This is a genomic window from Bhargavaea sp. GQ12, assembly GCF_059758705.1.
The window spans coordinates 233,737-256,618 of the sequence record NZ_JCAXEU010000001.1 but is presented as its reverse complement, the minus strand read 5'-3'; the positions used below and the strand labels follow the sequence as shown (position 1 = coordinate 256,618).

The following is a 22,882-nucleotide window of genomic DNA, read 5'->3' as shown; positions in this document are numbered from 1 at the left end:
AATCGAATATTATCATAATTGATGGTATCTTTGTACCAAAAAAAGCGGAACGGCATCAGTATATGATGCCGTTCCGCTTTCTATGACCAGTATTTATATGCAACAAGGAACTTATTCTATGGGCGCTTACAGTATATCGCGCTGCAGAGATTTGTTCAAGTCTTTTTTTCTGCCCGAGAATTCGATGGCAGCTGTCAGAACCACAAAGCCGATCATCAGGATAAAGATGAGGTCGAGCAGGCCGGTATGCAACGAGACTGTAAAGATCGTCATGACAAATGCGAACGCAACAGCCTGATAACTCCGGACGCCTGCTGTCTGAACTTGGTTATAAAGCATAGCTACAATGATTCCATAAAGAAGGAAGCCGATCGCTACCAAGAGGTATCCGCCGTCCAGGAACAGCTGGCCGATGTATGTAGGCGTCGTCGTTCGGGTTGGGCGTGTGATGTAACGGCCGTCCTCAACGCTGATCGAGTTGACGACTTCGGTGACCTTCATGCGAGGGGAAATCTGTTCGCCAGGCAAGACGGTGCCGAAGATGCCGCCATGGATTGACCCTTTCAGGTAGCCTTCATTACCCGTGTACTCAATGATCTTGGAAAGGACGATATGACCTGTGACCATCTCGGCATTCATCTGACGGACCCATTTCGGAGTCTCGTTGACGATTTCTTCATCTGTTCTCAGGTCAACCTGTTTTTCCTCTTCGAGTACGACGTCAGGCTGTTCACGGCTGTTAAACTCTTTGGTTGTATCTTCCGTCAGCACCCGGATAAAGCCGAACATCGAGAAGAACAGCGCCACGACGAACATGGCGGCAAGCAGCCATGTGAGCTTGATGCGCTTGATGACGTAGTGGAAGATGACGAGACCGGTAAAGAGCATGACCGCAATCGGCGTCCGGTACCCCATGAGAAGGAATAGGACCATTGCCCCGAAGTAGATCGTACCGTAGATCCACATCTTCTTCCTCGACATTTCCTTGTCGCGGATGATCTTGTAAGAAAGGAGAAGAACAACTCCGAACCAGAGCAATTGGCTAAGCAGGTTCAGCTTCGGATCCAGGTTGCGGCGGACAGACTCGTCAGTGAGACCGACCTGACCGGTCGCGAGCATCGCCGCGTAGGCAATCGCGCCGATCATCGCCAGAACCCAGATCACCCAAACTGTCTTACCTTTCATGAATCCGAGCCCGAAGCCCGGGAACGTCCAGCCTTTTTTATCCGTGATCCAGACACCGATGTAATACGCGACCAGTGAAAGGATCACCGCCGGCCAGATGGTTTCTCTTACATTGAAGTAGGCGAACCGGTGAAAGTCAAAGAGGCTGACGACAAAATAAAGTACCAGTACAAATGGCAAAAAGAAATAGGGTGAGAATGCGTCGATCCGGTTCAGCCGGCCGACGAAGTTTTTTAATGTTTTCATAGTCAATGGTTCATCATCAGCGGGATGATGGTGTTCCTCCTTTGGCTAGCATCTCTTTCACAAATTCGTTTCGGAACAGCAGCATGACGGCGAAATAGACAATCGCTCCTGAAATGCCGAGGACGACCAGGCGGATGATGCGGTGCCAGTCTTCGGACCCCGGAACCAGCAGATCGAAACCGTACAGATAAGCCATCATCACAGCGACACCGAGAATAATCTGTACGGTGTTCCGAAGCAGATACCGGACATCGAATCCTCCAACTTCTTTATAGAGCGTCGAGAAGGTGATCGCACAATAGAGAAGCGCCACGATCGAAGCGGACAGCGCAATCCCCTGTGCCCCGTAGAATTGGGAGAAGATCCAGTTCGACAAGATGTTCAGGATGATCGAAATCAATCCCACCCGCATCATGTAATGCCCTTTTTCCAGTGTGTAGAAGCCCTTCGCGGTGACAGCCTGGATGCTATAGAAGAAGGCCGATCCGATATAAAGCACCGCATAGGAGGTTGTCAGGCTCGTCGCGCTTGCCGAGAAGGCACCGCGCTCATAAACTGTTCCGACGAGTTCGTGCATGAGGTACCACATGCCTGCCAGCATCGGTGTGAGGAAAACAAGCAGGTACAGATACCCTTTTTCAAGCCCCCGCTTGAACAGGGCCGGATTTTTCTTGTTGTGTGCTTCGGCAATGATCGGGAATGCAATCGTCGCAATCGTCACGCCGAAGATCGCCTGCGGGATGTTGACGAGCCGGAACGCATAGTTCAGGTTCGACACGACCCCTTCCCCGAGATCGGCTGCGAAGAAAGTGTTGACCATCAGGTTGATCTGACCGACGGCGATCGTCAGCCCGACCGGCCAGAAAATATGGTAAAAGTCCGAGACTTCCCCGATGTCCAACTTCTGCTGCCAGTTCAGGAACTTCTTCGGGGTCCGGTAAATGACTTTCAAAAGCAGACTGACAATCGTCCCGACAAAGTAGCCGACAGGAATGGCGATGATGCCGAGCTGCTCGTGGAAGAGAACAGCAAACAGGATCGTCATTAGAACGACACTCGTCTGAGAAAAGACACTGAACGAGAACTTCTTCTTCGCGTCAAAGTAGCCTTCGTAAACGGCGTTTACGCCTACCATACATAGTGATGCGAAATAGAGTGCCGCCGTTGCGGTGGCAATGGCGAATCCATGTTCGAACTCCCCAAAGTTCGGGTAGAACAGCCGGATGATGGGGCCGGACAGGAGCACGCCCAGAATTGAAACACCAAGCGTGATCCAGAACGTTCCCTTCACGATATTCGTCAGGTGCTCTTCTCCCCTGCCAATGGCGTTGAACTTATAATAACTTGGCAGAAAGGCATCTTTCATCCCCGTCAGGAGAAAAAGGACAAATGCGTTCGGAATCGTCATCGCAGCCAGATAGGCATCGGCCTGATAGGAGTCGCCGAACAGGCCGGCGATGACAAGGTCGCGGATCATGCTTGAGAATTTCAAGACAAAAGTCGAGAACAGGAACAGGATCGACGCAACCTTCAGCTTACTCATTGACACCGCCGCCTTTCTCATGTCGGCCGGTTAGGACCGCGATGAGAAACTTCGGCAGTTCGAGTTGCCTCCTCCACCGGGATGGTTCTTTCAAAAGGCGGTACAGCCATTCCAGGCCCAGCTTCCGGAAGGCGGCCGGGGCACGCTTGATGTTTCCGGAGAACACATCAAACGACCCGCCGACTCCCTGGTAGACGGACGGAACGAGCCTTTCCATGTTGCGGATGATGAAGTTTTCCTGCGTTGGGCTGCCGAGGGCTACAAACAGAATGGCAGCGCCGGATGCATTGATCGTGTCCAGCACCTGCTGCTCGTCCTTGACGTAGCCGTCGAGCGTCCCGGCGACGTTCAGTCCCGGGAACTTCGCCCGCAGTCCGGCCGACGCCTGGTCAGCGACGCCGGGCTTTGCACCGTAAAGGAAGACACCGTCTCCGGTCTCTGCCGCCCGGGCGCAAAGCTGCTCCATCATGTCCACGCCTGTGATGCGGTCGCGGATCGTCCCCTTTTTCAGCCGGGAAGCGATCAGCACGCCGACGCCATCAGGAATCTGGAAGTCCGCAGTATTCAAGATTTTGTGTAGGGCAGGGTCTTTTCTCGCTTTCATCAGCTTTTCCGGATTGATCGCGACGATGAACGACTTCTCCCCTTCCCGCTTGCGCGAAAAGATGAGGTCGAGCATCTCATCGAACCGTTCCGTATTGACCTGTACCCCGAAAAATTGTTCTTTCATTAGATTCACCCGTATGCTCGAGTCGATTACTCGTTCGTATTGTCTTTATGGTCTCCCAGCAGGTATGTCCGGAAGCCTGCTTCCTTCCAAGCCGCAAGGTCGATGCAGTTTTTCGTGTCATAGATGATCTTCTCGTCCATGGCATCCGCAACCTGGCCCGGCTCAAGATCCTTGAATTCCTTGTGGTTCGTCAGGATGAGGACCATCGCCGCTCCGTCGGCCGCTTCTTCGATGGATTGGACCTGTGTCGGATGGCTGTCATCTTTCACGTGCGGATCGAATGACGCGACGGTGAAGCCCTTTTCTTGCAGATTGTTAATGACATCGATAGAAGGGCTCTGACGCATGTCATCTACGTCTGCCTTGAAAGACAGGCCGAGGACGGCGATTTTCCGCTCCGAATCCCCTACAAACTCCATTACCCGGTCAGCGACGAATTCCGGCATGCCGTCATTTGTTTTACGGGAAAGATGGATGATGTTCGACTGCTCAGGTGCCAGTTCAACGAGGAACCAAGGATCAACCGCGATGCAGTGGCCGCCGACGCCGGGACCCGGCTGGTGGATGTTGACCCGCGGGTGGAAGTTTGCAAACCGGATCGCGTCCCAGATATTGACGTCCAGGTGCTCACCGATTTTCGCCATTTCGTTGGCGAACGCGATGTTTACGTCACGGTAAGTGTTTTCCATGACCTTGACCAATTCTGCGGTGGTCGCATCCGTCAGCTCAATCGGTCCCTTGACGAATGCTTCGTACAACTCTTTCGTCATCTCAGCGGATTTTTCATTGATGCCGCCGATGATCCGGCCGTTCTGCTCGAGTTCTTCGAAGATACGGCCCGGGATAACCCGCTCAGGAGAATGCGAGACAAAAAGCTCTTCGCCAATTTTAAAGCCGGACTTTTCAAGTTCCGGAAGCATGACATCCTCTACTGTCTTCGGTGGGACCGTCGATTCCAGGATGATCAGGTTGCCCTTCTTCAGATAAGGAACGATCGACGCTGTCGCCTTCCGTACATATTCAAGATCCGCAGTGCGGTCTTCACGGATCGGGGACGGGACGGCGACGATAAACGCGTCCGCTTCGACGGGCTCCGTAGAGACCGTCAGCATGCCGCTGTCGATCGCCTTGTCCAGGCGCTCCTGCAGGCCGTTTTCTTCAATGTGAAGCTGTTTATTCGAAATCATCTCGACTGCGCGCTGATTCAAATCCACACCGTGAACGCGTACGCCATGATTGGCGAACATGACCGCTGTCGGCAGGCCGATGTAGCCGAGTCCGATGACACAAAGATTCTTCGTCATTCCAAGTCTTCCTTTCCTGATACAAAACTGCAAATACAAGTTAAGGTCAAATCAATTTCCCCATTATAGCACAAGGCGACGGCATTCGTCTTTAGGCGGGAGGACAGAAGATTTTGTCACATTGTCCGGATAAACAGGTATGCGCCCTCCCTCATATAAATGCCGCTTATGTCCGCAAAGCGGGGATGGATCATCAGCACATATACAGCATTTTTTTCGAGCCCGACTTCCGGTACGATCCTGAGTGTGCCCGAATCCTTCTGCTCAACCCTGACAGGAACCGGCTTGGCGTTTCCCATCCGGATCAGCTCCACACGATTGGACGCGGCAGGAGCAGAAAAGTTCATCTCCTGAGAAAAAGAGACTTCGATGGGTCCGCCCGGCGCCTCTGCTTCGACTTCCGGAATTTCTGCATACCTCCAGGTCTTCAGCTCTGCCTTGGTCAGCGCAGTATGGGCAAATTCCAGTTCTTTGCCGAACTCCGTCGGCACATCCGGCGTGATGCCGATGCCATGGATATCGGAACCCCCAGGACCGGTAAAGTGAGCCGTAGTCAGCTTAAGTGCTCCGCCATCCGACAGTTCAAAAAAGCTTTGAACACTGCCCTTCCCGAACGTTTTCTGCCCTACAAGGATGCCCGCCTTCTGGTCTTTGACAGCGGCCGCCACCAGCTCGCTGGCGGAAGCGGAGTATTTATTCACCAGGACATAAGGCTTGCCCGGGAATTTGACCGCGGACTTTGCAGCGGGCACTTCAATAGTAGAATCACGATTGTAGCGGGTATAGGCTTTCGGGGCATTGTTGAACATGCCAATGATGGACTCCGCACTTGCAACTGTTCCCCCGCCGTTAAAACGGAAATCAAGGATCAGTGATTTTGCTCCTGATTTTTTTAGACTTTCCCACTCTCTGACGATTGCCTGCGGGGTCTCCACTTGAAAACTGGGAACTGTAATATGGGCGACATTGCCGAACAGCAGCTGGGAATCTACCTTCGGCTGTACTGTACTCACCATTGTATTACCCGTCAGATTCTCATACAGGGCCGGAATATGGATGCTATTCAGGTAGGACGCATACTCTGACTTCGTCATGTAGAGGGAATACGGGTCCAGCCCTTTCATGATTTCATCGATGGTCTTCATCTGTTCGATGCCGGCCGGCACCTCGCCATAATAATAGTTTTTAACATAAAATCGGATCTCATCAACGATGGCTGCCTGTGCTTGATGACCGACGAAGAAACTCATGAAGATAAGAATTAAAACTGTTGCAACCTTTCGCATCCCAAGCCCCCCTGCCTCTGCCCAAGTGTTTCTCTCTATTATAGCAGTAGGGGCACTGGAGAGGATATGGACTCTCCACAAAAAAACAATCAGAAAAACTGTCTGATTGGCAGGGCATTTGTCATAAGTTGGCTGGTCCGCAACTCCCAATCTTCGGGTGTGCTGACATAAAAGATTCATTATCCTTCTAATTTGTGCTACTCTATTCAAAACTAAGGAAAACGCCTATCGCAGGACTGGAGGGATGCACAACATGAAAAAAGGCATCAAGCGTCATTGGAAAAAAGTTCTCCTTGGGCTGTTCGCAGTCGTATTGGTTGTCGGGGGCTATCTGCTTTATCAGTTCCAATTCAAGGAATACGATGTAGCGGACGAGGAAGTCGAAAAGATTACGGATGAGGACTATACAATCGAACTGCCGGACGGCACGAGCATCGGTGGTGACAATGATGAAGCAAGCGCCGATGAAGAAGATTCCGATTCTGAAGCCGGTGAAGATGCATCAGCTTCCGGTGAATCAGGCGCTGGGTCTGCATCGGGCGCTGTTGGTGAAGCCACAGATGACGGCACTGATAAAATCGTCTCCACTGAAGGAACACCAGGCGGTGCCGGTTCGGCGGCCGTAGCAGGAGTCAGCCAGACATCTTCTGAGAATCAGGGCTCCGGAAATTCATCCGGTTCCAAATCAGGGACAAGCGCAGGCGCAGGTTCTGGCGGAAGCACGGGTTCCGGTTCCGCCGACAGCACACAGCCATCCGGCTCCAAACCGACCGTCGCGGCGATCAAGAACAAATATGCACCTTCGTTTGAAAGCCTCCAGTCCCAGGCACATGGCAAGATCAATTCCCTTGTCGGACGCGCCAAGGCTGAGTACAGCGAAAAGAAAAGCAATGGTGAATCGATCAGCTACGGCTACTTCTACCAGAAGTACATGGGTGCGGCAGCTTCCCTTGAAGGACAGACCGACGCCGTGTTCAATCAGCTGATCGGGGCAGTCGAAAGCGAACTTCAGCAAAATGGCTACAGCAAGGAATACGCACAAAGTTTCCGCGATCAGTACCAGGCGGAAAAAGAATCGATGCGCAGCAGCATCATCAGCTCAGCGATGAACCGCTGACCAATAAGACCGCCGGATTTCCAATCAGGAAATTCCGGCGGTCTTTTGTTTGGGCATCTTATTTCGTTTTTGCAGCAGGGCGATGAGGCTCAGGGCGAGTGCCGCTCCGAATGCATCAAGCGCCACATCACCCAGATAAGGCGTCCTGCCCCCCGTAAGCGACTGATGATACTCGTCCAGAACTGCCGCGATGACGGTCAATGCGAATGCCAACAGGTAACGGAAGCGGATCTTTGGCAGCACGGCAAAGATTGCCGCAGCCAGCGCGCCGAAAGAGACGATATGAGCCCCTTTCCGGATGAGGAACTCGATGAAATGGTAGTACCCCTTTGACTCAACAGAGATCGTTTGCCCCCAATACGGTACCTGGAGTGCAGAAAGGAGACCTTCAAGCGGACGGTCAGGAAGCCACTCTTTCAGTTTCGGAATCAGTGACTGCTGTTCGTACGTCTGTCCGGATGATAAAAACAGGAGTGCAACGATCAGCAGCAGAAATAGGTATTTTTTCATAGTACCATCATAATCCAGACGGACTGGATTTAAAAGTCATTTTCTCGAGAAGTGATGGGTCCAGTAGGTTTCTCCTTCCGCATTCTTCGCGAACCCTGCTCCGATGTGGGTGTACCGCGGGTCAAGAATGTTTTCACGGTGCCCTTGCGAATTCATCCAGTCGGTGACGACTTCCTTGGCGGATTGCTGATTCCATGCGATGTTCTCCCCGATGCGGGTGAATGGGTAGTCGAACATGACCGCCATGTCCCACACCTGGCCGTAAGTCGGCGACTCGTGCTCGAAGTAGTTGTTCTGTGCCATGTCCTCCGATTTCAATTGGGCCATCATGGACAATGCGGGGTCGGCGGTGAGCGGGGAGATGCCTCGAGCCTCGCGCTCCGCATTAACCAGGTCGATCGTCTGCTGGCTGATTTCATCCTGAGGGCTAGGCGGATTCGGCGATGCATCCGTCAGGTCGACATACTGTTCACTTTCCTTGTCATAGACGATTTCTCCGGAATCGCGCTTCCGGTCAAACTCCAATGCACGGCTCGCAAACACGGCAAACTGGGCGCGGCTCACCTTGCCATTCGGTTCAAAGCGACTGTTTGCACGGCCCGTCGTGATTCCGAGTTCAGCAATGGTCGTGATGTACGTATGGAATTCCCCGGAAGGCGTATCGGCGAAGAATGACAGGTCATTGTCATCGGTGATGATGTCGAATGATTCCACAATGATTTTCGCCATCTGGGCACGGGACAGGTTTTCTTCCGGCCGGAAACTCTCCGCATTCCGGAATACGCCACTGTGCGTCAGGTCACGGATGTAGCCGTAAGCCCAGTGCTTCGGCGTGGCGTCAGTGAATTGAGTGCGGAATCCCTGCGGTGCCTGCTGTGGATCTGTGAGTTCATGAAGCACTTTGGCGCTTTGCGCACGGGTAAGCAGGTTGTTCGGGTAGAACCGCCCGTCCGGATAGCCCTTCAGAGCACCGAGTTGCGCCAGTTCCTGGATTTCTGCGGCGGCCCAGAACGACGGCCCGACATCTGTAAAACTCTTTGTATCTGCGGATGCGGCGGATGGGATCGAGAAGGCAAGCAGGATGGCGACAAGGAAATTTTTCAGCATAGAAAGCCCCTTTCACGGTATCTTTCTATGAAAATACCCTGTCCGGGGAGATTTAAAGGTTTTATGAGCAGGAAAAAAGGACCCTTTTCGAAGGTCCTCGAGGATTACATTGTTGGTGGATCCGGGACGATGGTGCGGGTGTCTCCGCGCAGCTTCCGGACAAACGTGCCGAGCCGCTCCATTCCCTTTTCCAACTGTTCCATGCTGGCTGCATAGGAAATCCGGATATGGCCTTCCCCGTACATCGTAAAAGCACTGCCATGGACAACTGCGACCCCTTCCTCTTCAAGCGCCCTGATGGCGAAGTCCTGCGAGGTGATTGGGAATTCTTCGATCGAAGGGAACGCATAGAACGCACCGGTCGGGCGGACAATCGGAAGATTCATCCTTTTTAGAGCAGTCATAAGGAATCGCCTCCGTTGGATGTAAGCGCGGTTCATCTTATCCGTTGCCTCGGAGCTCCCTGTATACGCCTCGATTGCGGCATACTGTGACGGCGTCGGTGCGCAAATCGCATTGTAGGCATGGATCTTGACGATATGCTTCATTACTGCGGCAGGACCGAACAGCACCCCGATTCGCCAACCCGTCATGGAATGCGACTTGGATAGGCCGTGGATCAGGAAAAGCCGGTCCCGGAGCGACGGATAGGCACCAAACGATTGATGCGCTGCGTCAAACGTGTTCTCGCTGTAAATGTCGTCGGACAGGATATAGACCTCATATTTAGCGAGGACCTCGGCAAGCCGGTCCATCTCCGCTTTCGGGATGGCGACACCGGTCGGATTCGACGGGTTATTGAAGATCACGACCTTCGTCTTGGGAGTGATCAATTTTTCAAGAGCGGCTGCGTCCGGGACAAAACGGGTCCTCCGGGTATCCAGATAAACCGGAGTTGCGCCTGCCAGCCGGATCAGCGGCTCGTACCCCGCATAGATCGGCACGGGGATGATTGCTTCATCCCCCGGCTCGAGGATCGTCCGCAATACTGCATCCATGGATCCGCTCCCGCCCGCAGTGATTACTGTCTCAGTCGCCGGATTGTAACTGAATCCATACTTCTTGCCGTAGTAGGCGGACGCCGCTTCCCTAAGCTCCGGCAACCCCGCATTCATCGAATACCCCGTCGCCCGCTCCCCGATCGCCCGCCTCGCTGCCTCCTTCACCTCATCCGGCGGCGGAAAATCCGGTTGTCCTACCGTCAGATTCACCGCCCCCGGATGCGCCGGCAGCCGGTTCGACATCTGCCTGATCCCCGACAGCGGCGTCTTCTTCACCAGCGGATTGATCCTGAGTGCCATTGTGATCATCCTTTCCGAATTAGAACCAGTGTATGAGAGTGTCTGCAGCAGATAGAAGATGAGACGTTGCGATACTGATGTGAGACGTTGACATACTGAAGTGAAACGTTGCGATACTGATGTGAGACGTTGACATACTGAAGTGAAACGTTGCGATACTGATGTGAGACGTTAACATACTCTATTGAGACGTTCACATACCATCACGTCCTGTTCTGATGTCTCTAGAATCGTTCAGTACATAGTCTTCCGCCCACTTCAGAGGACCGGCTTCCTCCTTATGATAACTGGTTGCAGGGGGTCGGCCGCTCATAACGAGCTGCAAGGACTTCAGGACTCTTGTTGCTTGCGAGCTATACCGGAGCTGAAGAAATTCCCTGCATTGCTTGTTCGTGATTTTCGGTTCAATCAGAATGAGGCGATCTTCAACCGCCTGGCGAACCGCTTCTCTTCCAGGCAGGTCGCAAGTTTTGCAGTGCCAGCTGCGCATCCGTGCGTTCGTGATCTGCCGGTGACATATCAGGCAGAGCACGCCAGGACGAAAAAGTGCTGGATTGAAATCCATCTTCTCGCATAGCGGCAGCCCCTTACTTTCCGGTGTCCCTTCGCTGAACAACCTGGCAAGATAGTCGAAAGCCCTCGGCGTAAGAGGTGGTCCGGTTGCGATAAGAGAGCGAAAATGTCGCGCAAGCTGTTTTCGGTATATGAGTGGAAGTGTAATAGGCCGCTTTTTAACGATGGTGTTCTGATTCGATAAGACAATGACGCCATGGACCGGCAAAGTGATCCGATGAATGGCCAGAAACTGATTCAACCCGCTGATCTGCCTATCCAGCTGATGGACATAGCAATCGAACTCGTCAATCTCGCCATTTACCCGGATTCGGACGGTCTTCCCTTCCTCTTCATTGAAACTCAAAGTACCCGCGATATTCTTCACTTCCAGAATCAGAGCAAACACCGGCGTGAGAATCAGGACATCAATTTCGATCCTGAAGTTTTTCCTGATTAGCAATGAGAGGTTTCTGAAAACTTGTGTTCCTACTGGAAAGATCACTTCAGAAAGTGTCTGTTCTACGGCCTCTTCCCCTGCTCTTCCTGCTTTTTTCCGGTATAGCCTCGACTCGATGTCGGCCAATACCTGCTTTCGTTCCAGTTCGATCTCCCCTGCATCAGTCGCGATGCCTAGCATCGCCTCAACTGTCGGCACCCCTAGCAAGTGGTTTGCTACCGGTTCTTCCGGTTGAAGACGGGCGACTGCTCGCTCCAGACAATGAATCCCCCAGTCAGTCGTATCCACTTGAGTCTCCTTTCAGGCCGGAGGGGGATCGCTAAACAAAAAGCGTCCGGCTTCGTTTCCTTTACCATAGGCGAAGGAAAGCCGTGACGCAATAGTTGATTTTTCAATATTGAGAATGTTTTAGGGTGAGCCGTAATAGAATCGTGGTTTGGTATGTTAACGTCTCAATCTAGTATGTTAACGTCTCAATAGAGTATGTTAACGTCTCAGCAAAGTATGTTAACGTCTCACCCGACTTCATCAACATTCTGCTCCCCCGCCCCTTTCCGCGCGCGGCGCATCTTCCACAGGTCTTCTGCTGCACCAGATCCGAACAGGACGCCGGTGACAATCAATATAAGGCCGAGGAAATGGTGGATGGTGATGACTTCACCGAGGAACAGCGCCGAGCCGAGAAGTGCGACTAATGTGTTCAGGTTCATAAATATAGCTGCTTTCGTCGGGCCGGCCTGTCCGACGGAATAGTTATAGAGCAGGTGGCTGATGGCGGTGCCAAATAACGCACTCAGTCCAAAGATCAGCCAGAACGTCGGCGGGACTTGGCCGAACGCGGCAAGTTCTCCCGGTTCGGTGAACAAGCTGATGACGAATAAAGTGGAGCCACCGATCAGAAGCATGTAGGCGGTCAGCAGCCGAGGGTCGAGTGTCGCAGCTGCTTTCGACACAATCAGGAAGCTCAGCACCTGAGTGGCGATGGACAGGAAGATGAATACATCGCCCTGAGAAATGCCAGACATCCCCCCTCCCGCAAGAACGACGGAGCTGACACCGATAAGTCCAAGCAGGACGCCTAGCCACTGCAGCTTCGACGGGAACACGCGGATCAGCAGCGAGGAAAACACTGCGGTCAGGAACGGACCGGTGCCGAGGATGAGGGCGGCATTGGTGCCTGAGGTCATTGTCAGCCCAGCGTTCAGGAAATAGTGGTGTGCAACGACATTCAGCAACATGCCCGGGATGATATAAATCCATTCTGAACGGCGCGGAAGACGGATAATTTTCATGGCCGACAGGATGATGAAGACGGCTACCCCGGCGGTGGTGATCCGGAGGGATGTCATCGTGACGGGCCCTACAAACTCAAGCAGATACTTCAGCATCGGGAGGTTCAGCCCCCACATGAACATCACGAGCGTCAGCATCACATAAATCTTCCACATGGACCGGTCTTCCTTTCCTCAGCCTGCAAGGCATGTTCTTTCATAGCTGTAAGTATAGCAGACCGGGAGAAAGCCGCCGCAGCTATAAAGTCTGATAATGATAGTAAACTCATAAATTCAAAATATAAATAGACTTACCATATCTATCCTCGTATGATAATAGTTGAATTTAACTACATAGGAGGAGAGCAATGAAAAATCTCAAGTTATTTTTGGCGACCGTTCTACTACTTACTATTATGCCATTAAGTAACACGTCAGCTGATAAAATGTTATCTGATGTGTTTGCTTACAAGGATGAAATCCGCTTTCTGACCGACCTAAAAGTAATTAATGGGTACCCTGACGGTACGTTTAAACCGAAGAACAAAGTGATTCGCTTGAATGCCATACAGATGATTTTAAGGGAAAAAGGCATTACTGACTTCACCGCACCTGATCCTGGGTTTGCCGACATGCATCCTGGCAGCTATGGGTACGGGGAAGTCGCTAAGGCGGTAGATCTCGGTATCATATCAGGTAAAACAGCCGAGGACGGAACTAAGTACTTCGATCCAACAGGTCATCTGACACGGGCTCAGATGGCGAAAATTTTAGTTGAAGCATACGATTTGGAAATCGCGGACAAAAATTATGAGTTTCCAGAATACAGTAGGACGTATCTGCCTCCTCACTGGGCGGAAAATTATATCGATATCATCGGCTCCCATGGCATCACCAATGGATATGGTGGGGGATTCGGTGCGGAAATAGAGATTTCCCGGGAACACTTCGCAGTCTTCATGGCACGTCTTTTGGATGACCAATTCAAGGCCATGCGCTATAACGATGCTCAAGTTCATTTCATCGATGTCTCCCAAGGGGACTCCATTTTGATTGAAAGTGCAAAGGGAGAAACTATGCTTGTCGATGGTGGACCACGTGTGGCTGGGGAAAAAGTAGTTGCATTCCTCGAATCACATGGCGTTACAGAGCTCGACTATGTGGTGGCCACAAATCCCGACGAAGACCATATCGGGGGTCTAATTGCTGTACTTAACAATTATCCAGTCAAAACATTTATTGACTCAGGAAAAACTGACGATACTGACATCTATTTGGAATTGCAACAAACCATTGCCTCTAATGATATTTCGTTAGTTATACCCGAAATCGGTGACTTGTTTAAAGTAGGTGACTTTGATGTAGAAGTACTTTATACAAATCCTGAAGCTTCTAATAATGCTGATGCTTCGCTTGTATTAAAAGCCAATCACAGCAAGAATGGCTTTCTTCTCATGAGTGATGCAGACGAGAAAATTGAAAAATTATTATTGAGCCAAGGCGGACTCAAATCTACAGTCTTAAAGGGTGGCAACCATGGTGCGAATACAAGTTCATCAGTTGACTTTGTTACAGCTGTAGATCCTGAATACACCATCTTATCCTATGGCAAGGACAATCCTTATGGCTACCCTCTCCCTCATGATGATGTTATCAATAGACTTTATGAGTCTCCAAACTGGCCAACTGCTGTAAGATACACTGCTGAATGGGGTAACATTACATTTAACACTGATGGTATTGCTTATTATCTTGAGCTCGATCACTGGAAAGGCTTAGACCCTGTGAAACCTTATATTCCAGAGCCGGTTACAGATCATTAAAATAAATGTTACTTAAGAAAGGTTTCTAATAGAATGTTTAAGTCTCTAACTGTATTTCAATAAAACATTCAAATTAATAAAGCCGCCACTCTTCCTAATCCGGAAAAGTGGCGGCTTTTTTTGTAGGAGTTATTCACTTTTATACTGGAGGCCATTTACCCGATGACGCCAAGGCAGTGCTGATAAAGCTTGGCAGTGACGAGGCAGTCTCCGACGGCATCGTGTGCATCGTGTTCAAGCTTCAGGTATTTGCTCAGTGTCGTCAGCTTATGATCAGGCGTTTCTGTAATGACTTTACGAGACAGTTGCACTGTATCAATAACCGTATATTCCGGGATCTGGATGCCATGCAAGTCTTCTATGGCATAAAGGAACCCCATATCAAATGCGGCATTATGTGCGACAAGCGGAAGATCTCCGATAAAGTCGATCAGTCCACCGATGACATCATCGATCACCGGAGCATTTTTCACGGATTCATTTGTGATGCCGGTCAGCTGGGTGATTCTCGGTGAGATGTGACGCTTCGGATTGACGAGCGTCTCGAATGTGCCGATTTTCTCGTGATCCTTGTACTTGATCGCGCCGATCTGGATGATCTGGTCAGCGCCTGAACGGAATCCGGTTGTTTCAAAATCCAGGACTACATAGCTTGCGGCTTTCCTCACAGAAGTCTTGTATCGTCTCGGCCGCCTTGGCGGCCGTGCCTGTTTGCGTTGCTGACGGATCTTTTCTTCCAGCAGAGTTTCCACTTCCCGCCTCGGGTTTACCATAGGTATGCACCGCCTTCTGTCTAGTATTCTTCTATTTCCGTTTCTGCGGTAATGTAATCATATTGTAATATTTATTTTCCCAAGAAGAAACCGTTCCGGTAGATTTACCCGGAACGGTTCTCGGTCTGCTTTATCTTTTTGCCGTGAAAGTGCCCGGGCCATCCGCCTTGAATGTTCCGATGCTGCCTTTCACTTTCAGTTTGTACGTTTTGCCGCTGTCACTATCGCTGACAGTCAGCTTGTTCGTCTTCTGGATGCCGCTCAGGTCAACCGGTATGGAGACTTCAACCTTCTGTTTGCCGGTGTCAATGTTGTTGCCTTCTGCATCAACAAAGTGAACCGAGTACACTTCAGAAATGGCATTGCCTTCTTCCGACTCTTTCTTGCCCAGTGCAATCATGACATCGCCTGCAGCCGAAAGCTGGCTGACCGTTTTCTTGTCAAAGACGAAACCGGCATCGCCACTTTGTACAGTCAGGCCTTTTTTAGCGTCGGCAATCTGGCCGACCTGAGCCGCAGTCAATGCAACTTCTGCTGCCCCTTCAAATTCAGGGACGTTTACAACCACTTCTTTGGAAGATCTGTTTCCGAGTTGTTCGTCGAGTTCATTGTCCGGAACCGTGATCACCGGCTCCTCTTCTTCTTCAGGTGCTGTGTAAATTACCGTGGAAGCCGAATTGCCGGCCGCATCTTCTACGTTGAGGCGCGCTGCTTGTCCAGCTCCAACCTTGCCGCCAAGTTCTATCAAAAAGCTGCCGTCTTGTTCCAGTGTGACCGCTTCAGTCGCAATGACTTCCTCGCCGGCTACAACTTCAATTCGAGCGTTCAATTTCATATTCAGGTCGTAGTCCAGACCATAAGGTGCAAGGACATTCTTATAGTCGACGTACTTGTCGACTACCCGGCCTGTGACGATCGAGCCTTCGGCAGAGGATTCCACAACAGGTTCAGTGGACTTCACGAAAACCGGTCCGACGTAGTCGCTGACGATTGGCGGGTTACCGGACGCGGTCAGGCCGGTCAGGTCAATCGTATATACACCTTCAGGAATAGCGGCCTGCTCTTCGCCGTCCCATGGCATATAGGTGCCGCCGATATTCAGGGTGTATGCGCCAGCCGGAAGCGAATTCCCTGCATGGAGATAGCCGATATAGCCGTCACCATAAGCTCCCCCTTCAGGATCCTGGATATCCCAGAGTTCAATATAGTTGGTGCCGAGGTCACCCGTGATCTTGAACGACAGCAACGCCGAGTCGTTCACACCGTCCCCGTTAAACGACAGGTCTGTGCCCGAAATGTCCATGTACTCAATGGCTGTCGCGCTGTCCGGACCGAACGAGGCAGCGAAGGGCAGCGAAAGTCCGGCTTCAGGACCCGTGATGTGGACATAGCCGAGCAGCTCGTCGCCCGCTTCGGCCTCTGCCTGAGGTGCAGTCAGCGTGACCGTAAGTTCTTCCTCGCCGTTAAGCGTAAAATTCGGCTTGTCCACGGTGACTGTCGCATCGCCGAACGCTTTCGTCGTCTGGACAGTAACGGTGTAGTTGCCTCCCGCTCCTGCCATATCTTTCACTTTGACGGTCTTGGAAACTTCCACATCTGCTTCTGCAACCTGCTGGAGTTTACCGAAGGTGATGGTTCCTTTGACGTTGTCGACGATGTTGCCCTGTCCGTCCGCATCTGCCTTATCATAGGAGTAGGCAAGCGCTTTAGGGAACGCTGCTTCATAAGGCTGGACGCGCCCTGCCCCTTGCGAGAAGACATCATATCGTTCGGTATCAAGCAATGTAGCCGTGCCAGATAGTGACACTTTCACATCGAACGGTGTCCATCCAGGGTTCGCCTGCTGGATAAGTGCCGCGATGCCCGCAATGTGAGGCGTCGCCATCGAAGTGCCTGTCTTGCGTGCGTATGCCTGGCTGTAGTCGGCATCCGGTACGTCCGTCTTGTAGGCAGGGATGGCCGACATGATGTTCGTGCCTGGTGCTGTTACGTCCGGCTTGATGTCGAAGTCAGGTGTTGACGGGCCCCGTGAGCTCGAGTCGTTTACCTGATCGCCATCTGACATTTGTGTCAGGACATTGCCGAAATTGACCGTGCCTTCCCCATTTCCGATCGCCGAGCGGAAGGCCTCACCGTCCGTCTGGCTCATGTCGAAGGTCGGAATGTATTCGAAGTCGCTGCCGAGATACGTCCCGGAAGCGTCGGGTGCATTCGTGCCGCCTGCGAAGTTATGGATCAGGACGGCAGCAGCCCCATGCTTTTTCGCCGCTGCAATCTTGTCCACGAACGGAATGTCTCCGCGCGAGACAAGCGCCACTTTGCCGTTTACATCAAGGCCTGTATAGCTTGCATCTCCCCCGGTACCCGGAACGGAGACAACCGCGAATTCACCTTCAAGCTGTGAAGCCGTATCAGCGCCGAAAGTGGTTGCCATGAGATTCATAGGAACCTCGGCCTCGTATTCTCCTGCGGACATGCGGACATCCGCGGACACCGTTTCTTCCGGCTTTGTCGTGTTGCCGACCGCGATGCCGAGCGTCGCGGTGGCCGGTGTGCCCATTGTGCCGCGGTTCGGTCCGGAGTTCCCGGTCGCGACAACCGCGATCGTGCCCTGCAGCATCGCATTGTTGATGGCAAATGAGTCTGCGGAGATGGATGTGTTGCCTCCGCCGCCAAGGGAAAGGTTGATGACATCCATGCCGTCCTCGACCGATTGCTCAATCGCCGCGATGATCCAGGACGTTGCTCCGCTGCCGTACGCTCCGAGAACACGGTAGGCATGGAGCTCGACATCCGGCGCGATGCCCTTGATGCCGTATTCGTTGTTGCCGGCAGCCGCAATCGTGCCGGCCACGTGCGTGCCGTGCGACGTGTAGAACGAACTGCCCTGCGCGTTGAATTCAGCCATATGATCCGGCCGGTCAAGCGGCGTGGTCTCCATCGGGTCATCGTCAGCGCGTGGACGCGCGTAGTCCGACGAATCCGGCACGAAGTTCTGGCCGCCTGCGTAGTTATCCCGGAAATCCGGGTGGTGGTAATCAATGCCGGTGTCGATGACCCCTACCTTGATCCCTTCCCCTGTAAGCCCCTCATTCCAGAGACGCTCGATTCCGAGGAAAGTGTTCGTGGAATCCATTTGGATATCCGCCTTACCGTCCTTGGACGGCAATTCCATCGCTTCGCGCATAACGTCCGGCTCGACGACTTTAACGCCCGGAACATCGAGCAGCTTCTCAAGGTCGTCCGCCTTGACGGTCGCCGCAAATCCGTTCAGCACCGTTTCATAGGCATAGCCTTCTTCGACGAGCAGCTCAGCCGCCTTCATCGCCTTTTTGGCACGCTGCTGTTCCGCCTTGATGGCGTGAACCTGCTTGGCACGTTCGGATGCCTGATACGGAAGTTTCTTCAGCTTTTTCTTTCCTTCCGCAACTGCAATCGGTTCTTCAGATAACTGAATGATGACATTGACTTCTTGCTGCCCTTTCAGCTGCTGCAAGTCAGGATGAAGCTGAGGCAGGCCGTTCCTTGCATTGTCCTGCATCGCGATGGCCATTTTCTGTTGCATGATCGCATCGCTCTGGCCTGTTGCAGGTTTTTGTACTTCAGCAAATGCACCTGTCGGCACAATCAGTGACAGGACCATCAGCAAAATCATGAAAATTATGGGCCTGCGTCTTTTTGTCCCCTCCAAAATCTCTCCCCCTATCCAAAATGTTCATACTATGTGGAACATTTTTAATATAGCATAGGATTTTAAAGGAAAATAAGAGATTTTTCATGCCGGACTTTCGGACTATTCCATGCCTTTTACCGGCTCTATGGCACATCTGAACCAAGACGCTCTTTATTTATTTCGGGACACAAAAAATAAACCTTTGGACCCTTTTTCCGGCACGGGTCCAAAGGTTTACTTTTTTAGTTTGGGCTGCTTCAGTGTGACATCCAATGTCCCGTCCTCCTGCAGCTGTGCAAAAAAGACTTGATCTGAACGTGACACCCCGTGTTTGCTGATTTCCTCAAGAAGCCATTCTTCGTTTAAGCCGTATAACTTGAGATTTTTCCGGTTGACCCTTCCGTCCGCGATGATTTCCGAGGGCATGTATTGGGGAGGGCCTCCTCCTACTTTAATGTCCTTTTTGGTGGCAGGAAGCTTGTCGACTTTCTGAAGAACGCTCAGTGCACCGTTTGTTTCCAGGACAGCATACTGAACGTCTTTAGTGGAAAATACCCCGGCTTCCCGAAGCATCATGTTCAAATCATCCAAGTGCAGCTGGACGGATTTCATCGCATGTTCATCAACACGTCCTTCCCTGATCAGAATGGTTGGCTGGTTATCGAGAAATGCCCTGCTGCTGCCCCATTTCAGGGTGATGAAGCTTAGCATCACCGTCAGCAGTGTCCAGGTGACAAGCGAGACCAATCCGTTCCAGAATGGCGTTTCGCTTTCCCCGGCAATGTTTCCTGCAATCGATCCGATCGTAATTCCCGTAATGTAATGGAAAAATGTCAGCTGGCTCATCTGCTTTTTCCCAAGAAGCCTTGTCAGAAGCAGCAGAACCGCAAATGCCATCGTTGATCGGGTGACCATCTCCCAAAAATGGACACTGTCCCACCCTTCTCCCCATCCATCAAACATGCAGACGCACCCTTTCCCTGTTATCTTCCTCCCATTCTGCCGTTCTTTTATTGGTTTTATTCCATTAAAAAGACCACTGCACCAATGTGCAGCGGTCTGTCCCGTCTGTACCGATTATAGAGGGTCGTTGAACCGGTTGCGGTCTGCCGGATTGACCGAGTCATCCAGCCGGTCAGTAGTGGCAGCTGATTCGTCGATCCGTGTACGGCCCGTTGTAAATGTTGTCTCATCTCTAAGTGTGCTTCCCGTCGTGAAGCCCGTGTCTTCGACGCTGGCATTACGGTCAACGAGGACAAGAATCTTGCCTTCGTTAAAGTACGTCTCGTAGCGCTCTGCCTCGTCTTCCGGTACGCCCATGCCGATCAGAGCACCGGCAAGGCCCCCGACTCCCGCACCTGCAGCCACTCCGGTGAGTCCGGCAACTACAGGACCAGCAGCAACGATCGGCCCGATACCCGGAATCGCCAATGCTCCAAGGCCGGCAAGCACACCGCCGAGTCCGCCCAATACGCCGCCGGTCGCAGCGCCGGTTGCAGCACCTTCGGCAGCCTGTGTGCCGGTCTCTTCTTCAATCGCTTCCACATCATCATTGTTTTTGGATATAACGGAAATGTCTTCTGAAGTGTAACCCTGGCGTTTCAGATCCTCGATTGCATCAATCGCTTCCTGTTCGTTGTTGTAATAACCTACTACTCTACGTTCAGTCATTTTCCTAACGCCTCCTTTAGCAGTCTAGTTTGAGGTTACCCGCTCAACAGAGGGATAAACAAAAAGAGCCGCCCGCTAACGCGGACGGCGTTTGGTTAAATTCGATTATCTGAACAGAATATAACGCGTGTAATCGCGCCAGTCATGCGCTTTCCATTCTTCCTTGGACGGCCATTCAAATGGCATCGGAAGAATGGTCGCAGGCGGCGAGATATTCCGGTCGTAGATCGGTCCTGTGATCACAAAGTCACCCGCATACAGGTTGTCCGTGATGACGCTTTGTCCCTTCCAGTCAAACGGAGTGATGACCGGTACACTGACTGCATACCCATCTCCGTCGATGACAGTGACGATCGCTTCGTCCCTGTACTTGCCGGTAAGGGCATCCGTCTTCACCGCGACGGCATCGAATGCCTCTTGAGTGTAAACGACTGCGTTGACATTGTTCGCGAACGGCAGCGTACTGACATCTTCATTCGGTAGGACCCTCACCTCATAGTAGGCAAGCGGATTGCTGACATCCCGGTTGTCGAGGCTACGGTAGGTATCGAGCCACTTCGACTCCGGTGCCTCTACTTCCGCAATTGAATACACACTGCCTTCAATCGCAGCATCCAGGCCTGGAGCCTGAATGAACACGCGGTCCCCTTGCTGGATGTCCTGCCACTCCTCGCCGGACGCATACGTCAGAATCGTCCGTTCGGAAGAATATACATCAACTGCCAGCTGCTCACCCTGCCGGTGGACTTGGGCCACAGTGCCTTCGACCGGGCTGAGCAGAGAAGGGGATTCCCCGCTTTGCTCCAACTGGGCCTCGACGACCGTCAGCTGGCGTCTGATGTCCGCAAGCTGATTTTCTACAGCGGTGATGGCATGTGCGTAAGCACCTTCCTGTGGTACATCGACATTGACATCGACGCTCAGGTCGACGATCGGGCTGTCGTTGTCAACAGAACTTCCACTGTTTCCGAATCGTTCGTTCGTGTTGGAGTTGGATCGCGAGCCCGACTGTGAAGAACGGCGTTCCCGCTCCAGCTGGCTCAGTGTGGACTCAAGTTCCCGCTCCTGGGCCTGAAGCGCATTCTGTTCGGACTGCCACACAGAACGCTGGCCTTCCATTCGGCCGGCATCCAGTTTCGCGATCGGCTGCCCTGCCGTGACCTGCTCCCCCTCCTGGACGAGCCATTCCTCGACAGTCGCCTCTTTGTCGACATAAGCGGTATAGACCATATCCGGAACAACGAACGCTTCCTTGGCCAGTTTCTCGGCGTAGTCGGCAGCGACCATGCGCTCCGTTTCAGGCGCATAGACATATTTCGGGATCAGGCTCTTCTGCCCGTATAGCAGCATGAGGTTTGTTGCGATAAAAGCGGTGACGGCTACCGCCACGGCGATATTCCCAAGCTTATTCAACCGTCCCACCTCCTCCGAAAAGCTCCGTGAACAGCCTCTCCGCAGGAATCATGCCGTAAAGCGAGACTGCAAGCGCCATCAGCACCTGGAGGCCGAGCAGAATCCACAACAGGCTCCGGCCCGCTTCAGGCAGCAGCTGGCGGATAAATCGGAACTGGTAAGCCACGACAAGCGCGGTCCCGACACTGAGCTGGTTCAGGAAGTAGATCAGGAACGGATACGTCAGGAATGTCGATGCAAGCGGTCCGAATGACAGCGGTGAAACCGGCGTCGCGGCCCCGCTGATCAGGAATATCGCAAAAACGATCGCTTTCTCAAGAAGCAGGATCGCTGTCACAAACAGTTGCAGGACGACGAGCTTCCGGTATTCGACATTTGTCAGCTTATGTAGGATGAACGCGACGCCATACACATGGAACGCCGTATAAAGGACGGACAGCAGAATGGCGGCTGCGAGCGTGAGGATCCGCCTGAGGGCGAACGTTTCTTCCGCACCTGTCACGGCGATCGGCGTGAGTCCGCGCGTCCCGATGCCCCACATGTCCATCAGGGCGTACAGGACGGCAGCTGACAGGAACAATCCGGCGACCCGCCAGCGGAAGCCTTTCATTGCGCTCCCTTCCATCCGGTCCGTCAGTTCCCGCTGATTCAACAGGAAGCGCCAGAATTTGAAATCAAAGAACATACATCCATATCCCTTCAAGCCCGATAGGTTAATAGGTTACACCCCTCAACTTTACCAAAATAAAGTCGTTTTGTAACCATCCAAACGACACAGGACCAGGGGATTATTCAACAAAAAGCGGGTTTAGCCGTCAGGAATCGGGGTATGGGAGGCAGGGTCATTGTTGAAAACGAAAATGAACTGAAGTGAAGTGAAACGGTGACATATCTTCCAGTCACCTTGCCATTATTCA

General features: G+C 52.3%; 18 protein-coding genes. 2 read left to right on the top strand and 16 right to left on the bottom strand.

What is annotated here, in order from left to right; all coding sequences use genetic code 11:
* Positions 1-126 precede the first annotated feature (126 nt).
* The 5 genes from AC6CHQ_RS01290 to AC6CHQ_RS01270 all read right to left on the bottom strand — a co-directional run bounded on the left by AC6CHQ_RS01290 (position 127) and on the right by AC6CHQ_RS01270 (position 6,294).
* Entirely contained in the window at positions 127-1,431 is a 1,305-nt protein-coding gene (locus AC6CHQ_RS01290) for an oligosaccharide repeat unit polymerase (RefSeq protein WP_498080599.1), read from the bottom strand.
* A gap of 16 nt (positions 1,432-1,447) precedes the next feature.
* Positions 1,448-2,974: a murein biosynthesis integral membrane protein MurJ gene (gene murJ, locus AC6CHQ_RS01285; protein ID WP_498080598.1), complete on the bottom strand. Its 1,527-nt coding sequence runs from the start codon at positions 2,972-2,974 to the stop codon at positions 1,448-1,450.
* Positions 2,967-3,704, bottom strand: a complete 738-nt coding sequence (locus AC6CHQ_RS01280) for a WecB/TagA/CpsF family glycosyltransferase (protein WP_251239028.1) — start codon at positions 3,702-3,704, stop codon at positions 2,967-2,969. The genes murJ and AC6CHQ_RS01280 overlap by 8 nt, the downstream gene beginning before the upstream one ends.
* Before the next feature lie 26 nt (positions 3,705-3,730).
* Entirely contained in the window at positions 3,731-5,008 is a 1,278-nt protein-coding gene (locus tag AC6CHQ_RS01275; RefSeq protein WP_251239027.1) for a nucleotide sugar dehydrogenase, read from the bottom strand.
* Positions 5,009-5,124: 116 nt separating this feature from the next.
* A complete protein-coding gene (locus AC6CHQ_RS01270; RefSeq protein WP_498080597.1) occupies positions 5,125-6,294 on the bottom strand; it encodes a S41 family peptidase in 1,170 nt (389 codons plus the stop codon).
* A gap of 253 nt (positions 6,295-6,547) precedes the next feature.
* Here AC6CHQ_RS01270 and AC6CHQ_RS01265 point away from each other — a divergent pair, with 253 nt between their 5' ends.
* A complete protein-coding gene (locus tag AC6CHQ_RS01265) occupies positions 6,548-7,411 on the top strand; it encodes a hypothetical protein (RefSeq protein WP_498080596.1) in 864 nt (287 codons plus the stop codon).
* 24 nt (positions 7,412-7,435) lie between these two features.
* Here the strand turns inward: AC6CHQ_RS01265 and AC6CHQ_RS01260 are convergent, their stop codons facing one another.
* From AC6CHQ_RS01260 to AC6CHQ_RS01240, 5 genes are all read right to left on the bottom strand, one after another.
* Positions 7,436-7,921 carry a VanZ family protein gene (locus AC6CHQ_RS01260; protein WP_498080595.1) on the bottom strand — a complete coding sequence of 162 codons (486 nt, stop codon included), beginning with the start codon at positions 7,919-7,921 and terminating at the stop codon, positions 7,436-7,438.
* 36 nt (positions 7,922-7,957) lie between these two features.
* Positions 7,958-9,028: a CAP and S-layer homology domain-containing protein gene (locus AC6CHQ_RS01255; RefSeq protein ID WP_498080594.1), complete on the bottom strand. Its 1,071-nt coding sequence runs from the start codon at positions 9,026-9,028 to the stop codon at positions 7,958-7,960.
* A gap of 104 nt (positions 9,029-9,132) precedes the next feature.
* Positions 9,133-10,329 carry an aminotransferase class I/II-fold pyridoxal phosphate-dependent enzyme gene (locus AC6CHQ_RS01250; RefSeq protein ID WP_498080593.1) on the bottom strand — a complete coding sequence of 399 codons (1,197 nt, stop codon included), beginning with the start codon at positions 10,327-10,329 and terminating at the stop codon, positions 9,133-9,135.
* A 193-nt stretch (positions 10,330-10,522) separates the two neighbouring features.
* Positions 10,523-11,629: a nuclease-related domain-containing protein gene (locus AC6CHQ_RS01245; RefSeq protein ID WP_498080592.1), complete on the bottom strand. Its 1,107-nt coding sequence runs from the start codon at positions 11,627-11,629 to the stop codon at positions 10,523-10,525.
* A 227-nt stretch (positions 11,630-11,856) separates the two neighbouring features.
* Complete coding sequence (locus AC6CHQ_RS01240; RefSeq protein WP_498080591.1) at positions 11,857-12,789, bottom strand: DMT family transporter; 933 nt, start codon at positions 12,787-12,789, stop codon at positions 11,857-11,859.
* 191 nt (positions 12,790-12,980) lie between these two features.
* On the opposite strand from AC6CHQ_RS01240, the gene AC6CHQ_RS01235 reads away from it, so the two are divergent.
* Complete coding sequence (locus tag AC6CHQ_RS01235) at positions 12,981-14,435, top strand: S-layer homology domain-containing protein (protein WP_498080590.1); 1,455 nt, start codon at positions 12,981-12,983, stop codon at positions 14,433-14,435.
* A gap of 155 nt (positions 14,436-14,590) precedes the next feature.
* On the opposite strand, the gene AC6CHQ_RS01230 is transcribed toward AC6CHQ_RS01235, so the two are convergent.
* The 6 genes from AC6CHQ_RS01230 to AC6CHQ_RS01205 all read right to left on the bottom strand — a co-directional run bounded on the left by AC6CHQ_RS01230 (position 14,591) and on the right by AC6CHQ_RS01205 (position 22,650).
* Positions 14,591-15,208, bottom strand: coding sequence for a 3'-5' exonuclease (locus AC6CHQ_RS01230; protein WP_498080589.1), 618 nt, complete (start codon positions 15,206-15,208; stop codon positions 14,591-14,593).
* Positions 15,209-15,338: 130 nt separating this feature from the next.
* Positions 15,339-18,899, bottom strand: a complete 3,561-nt coding sequence (locus AC6CHQ_RS01225) for a S8 family serine peptidase (protein ID WP_498080588.1) — start codon at positions 18,897-18,899, stop codon at positions 15,339-15,341.
* Between the two features lie 216 nt (positions 18,900-19,115).
* Entirely contained in the window at positions 19,116-19,844 is a 729-nt protein-coding gene (locus tag AC6CHQ_RS01220; protein ID WP_092054437.1) for a YetF domain-containing protein, read from the bottom strand.
* 114 nt (positions 19,845-19,958) lie between these two features.
* Positions 19,959-20,552 (bottom strand): general stress protein, encoded by a 594-nt coding sequence (locus tag AC6CHQ_RS01215; protein WP_498080587.1) that lies wholly within the window; start codon positions 20,550-20,552, stop codon positions 19,959-19,961.
* A 105-nt stretch (positions 20,553-20,657) separates the two neighbouring features.
* Positions 20,658-21,965, bottom strand: a complete 1,308-nt coding sequence (locus AC6CHQ_RS01210) for an efflux RND transporter periplasmic adaptor subunit (RefSeq protein ID WP_092054443.1) — start codon at positions 21,963-21,965, stop codon at positions 20,658-20,660.
* The gene (locus AC6CHQ_RS01205) at positions 21,958-22,650 is read right to left on the bottom strand and encodes a hypothetical protein (protein WP_498080586.1); all 693 of its coding nucleotides are present in this window, start codon (positions 22,648-22,650) and stop codon (positions 21,958-21,960) included. The genes AC6CHQ_RS01210 and AC6CHQ_RS01205 overlap by 8 nt, the downstream gene beginning before the upstream one ends.
* Positions 22,651-22,882: the final 232 nt, after the last annotated feature.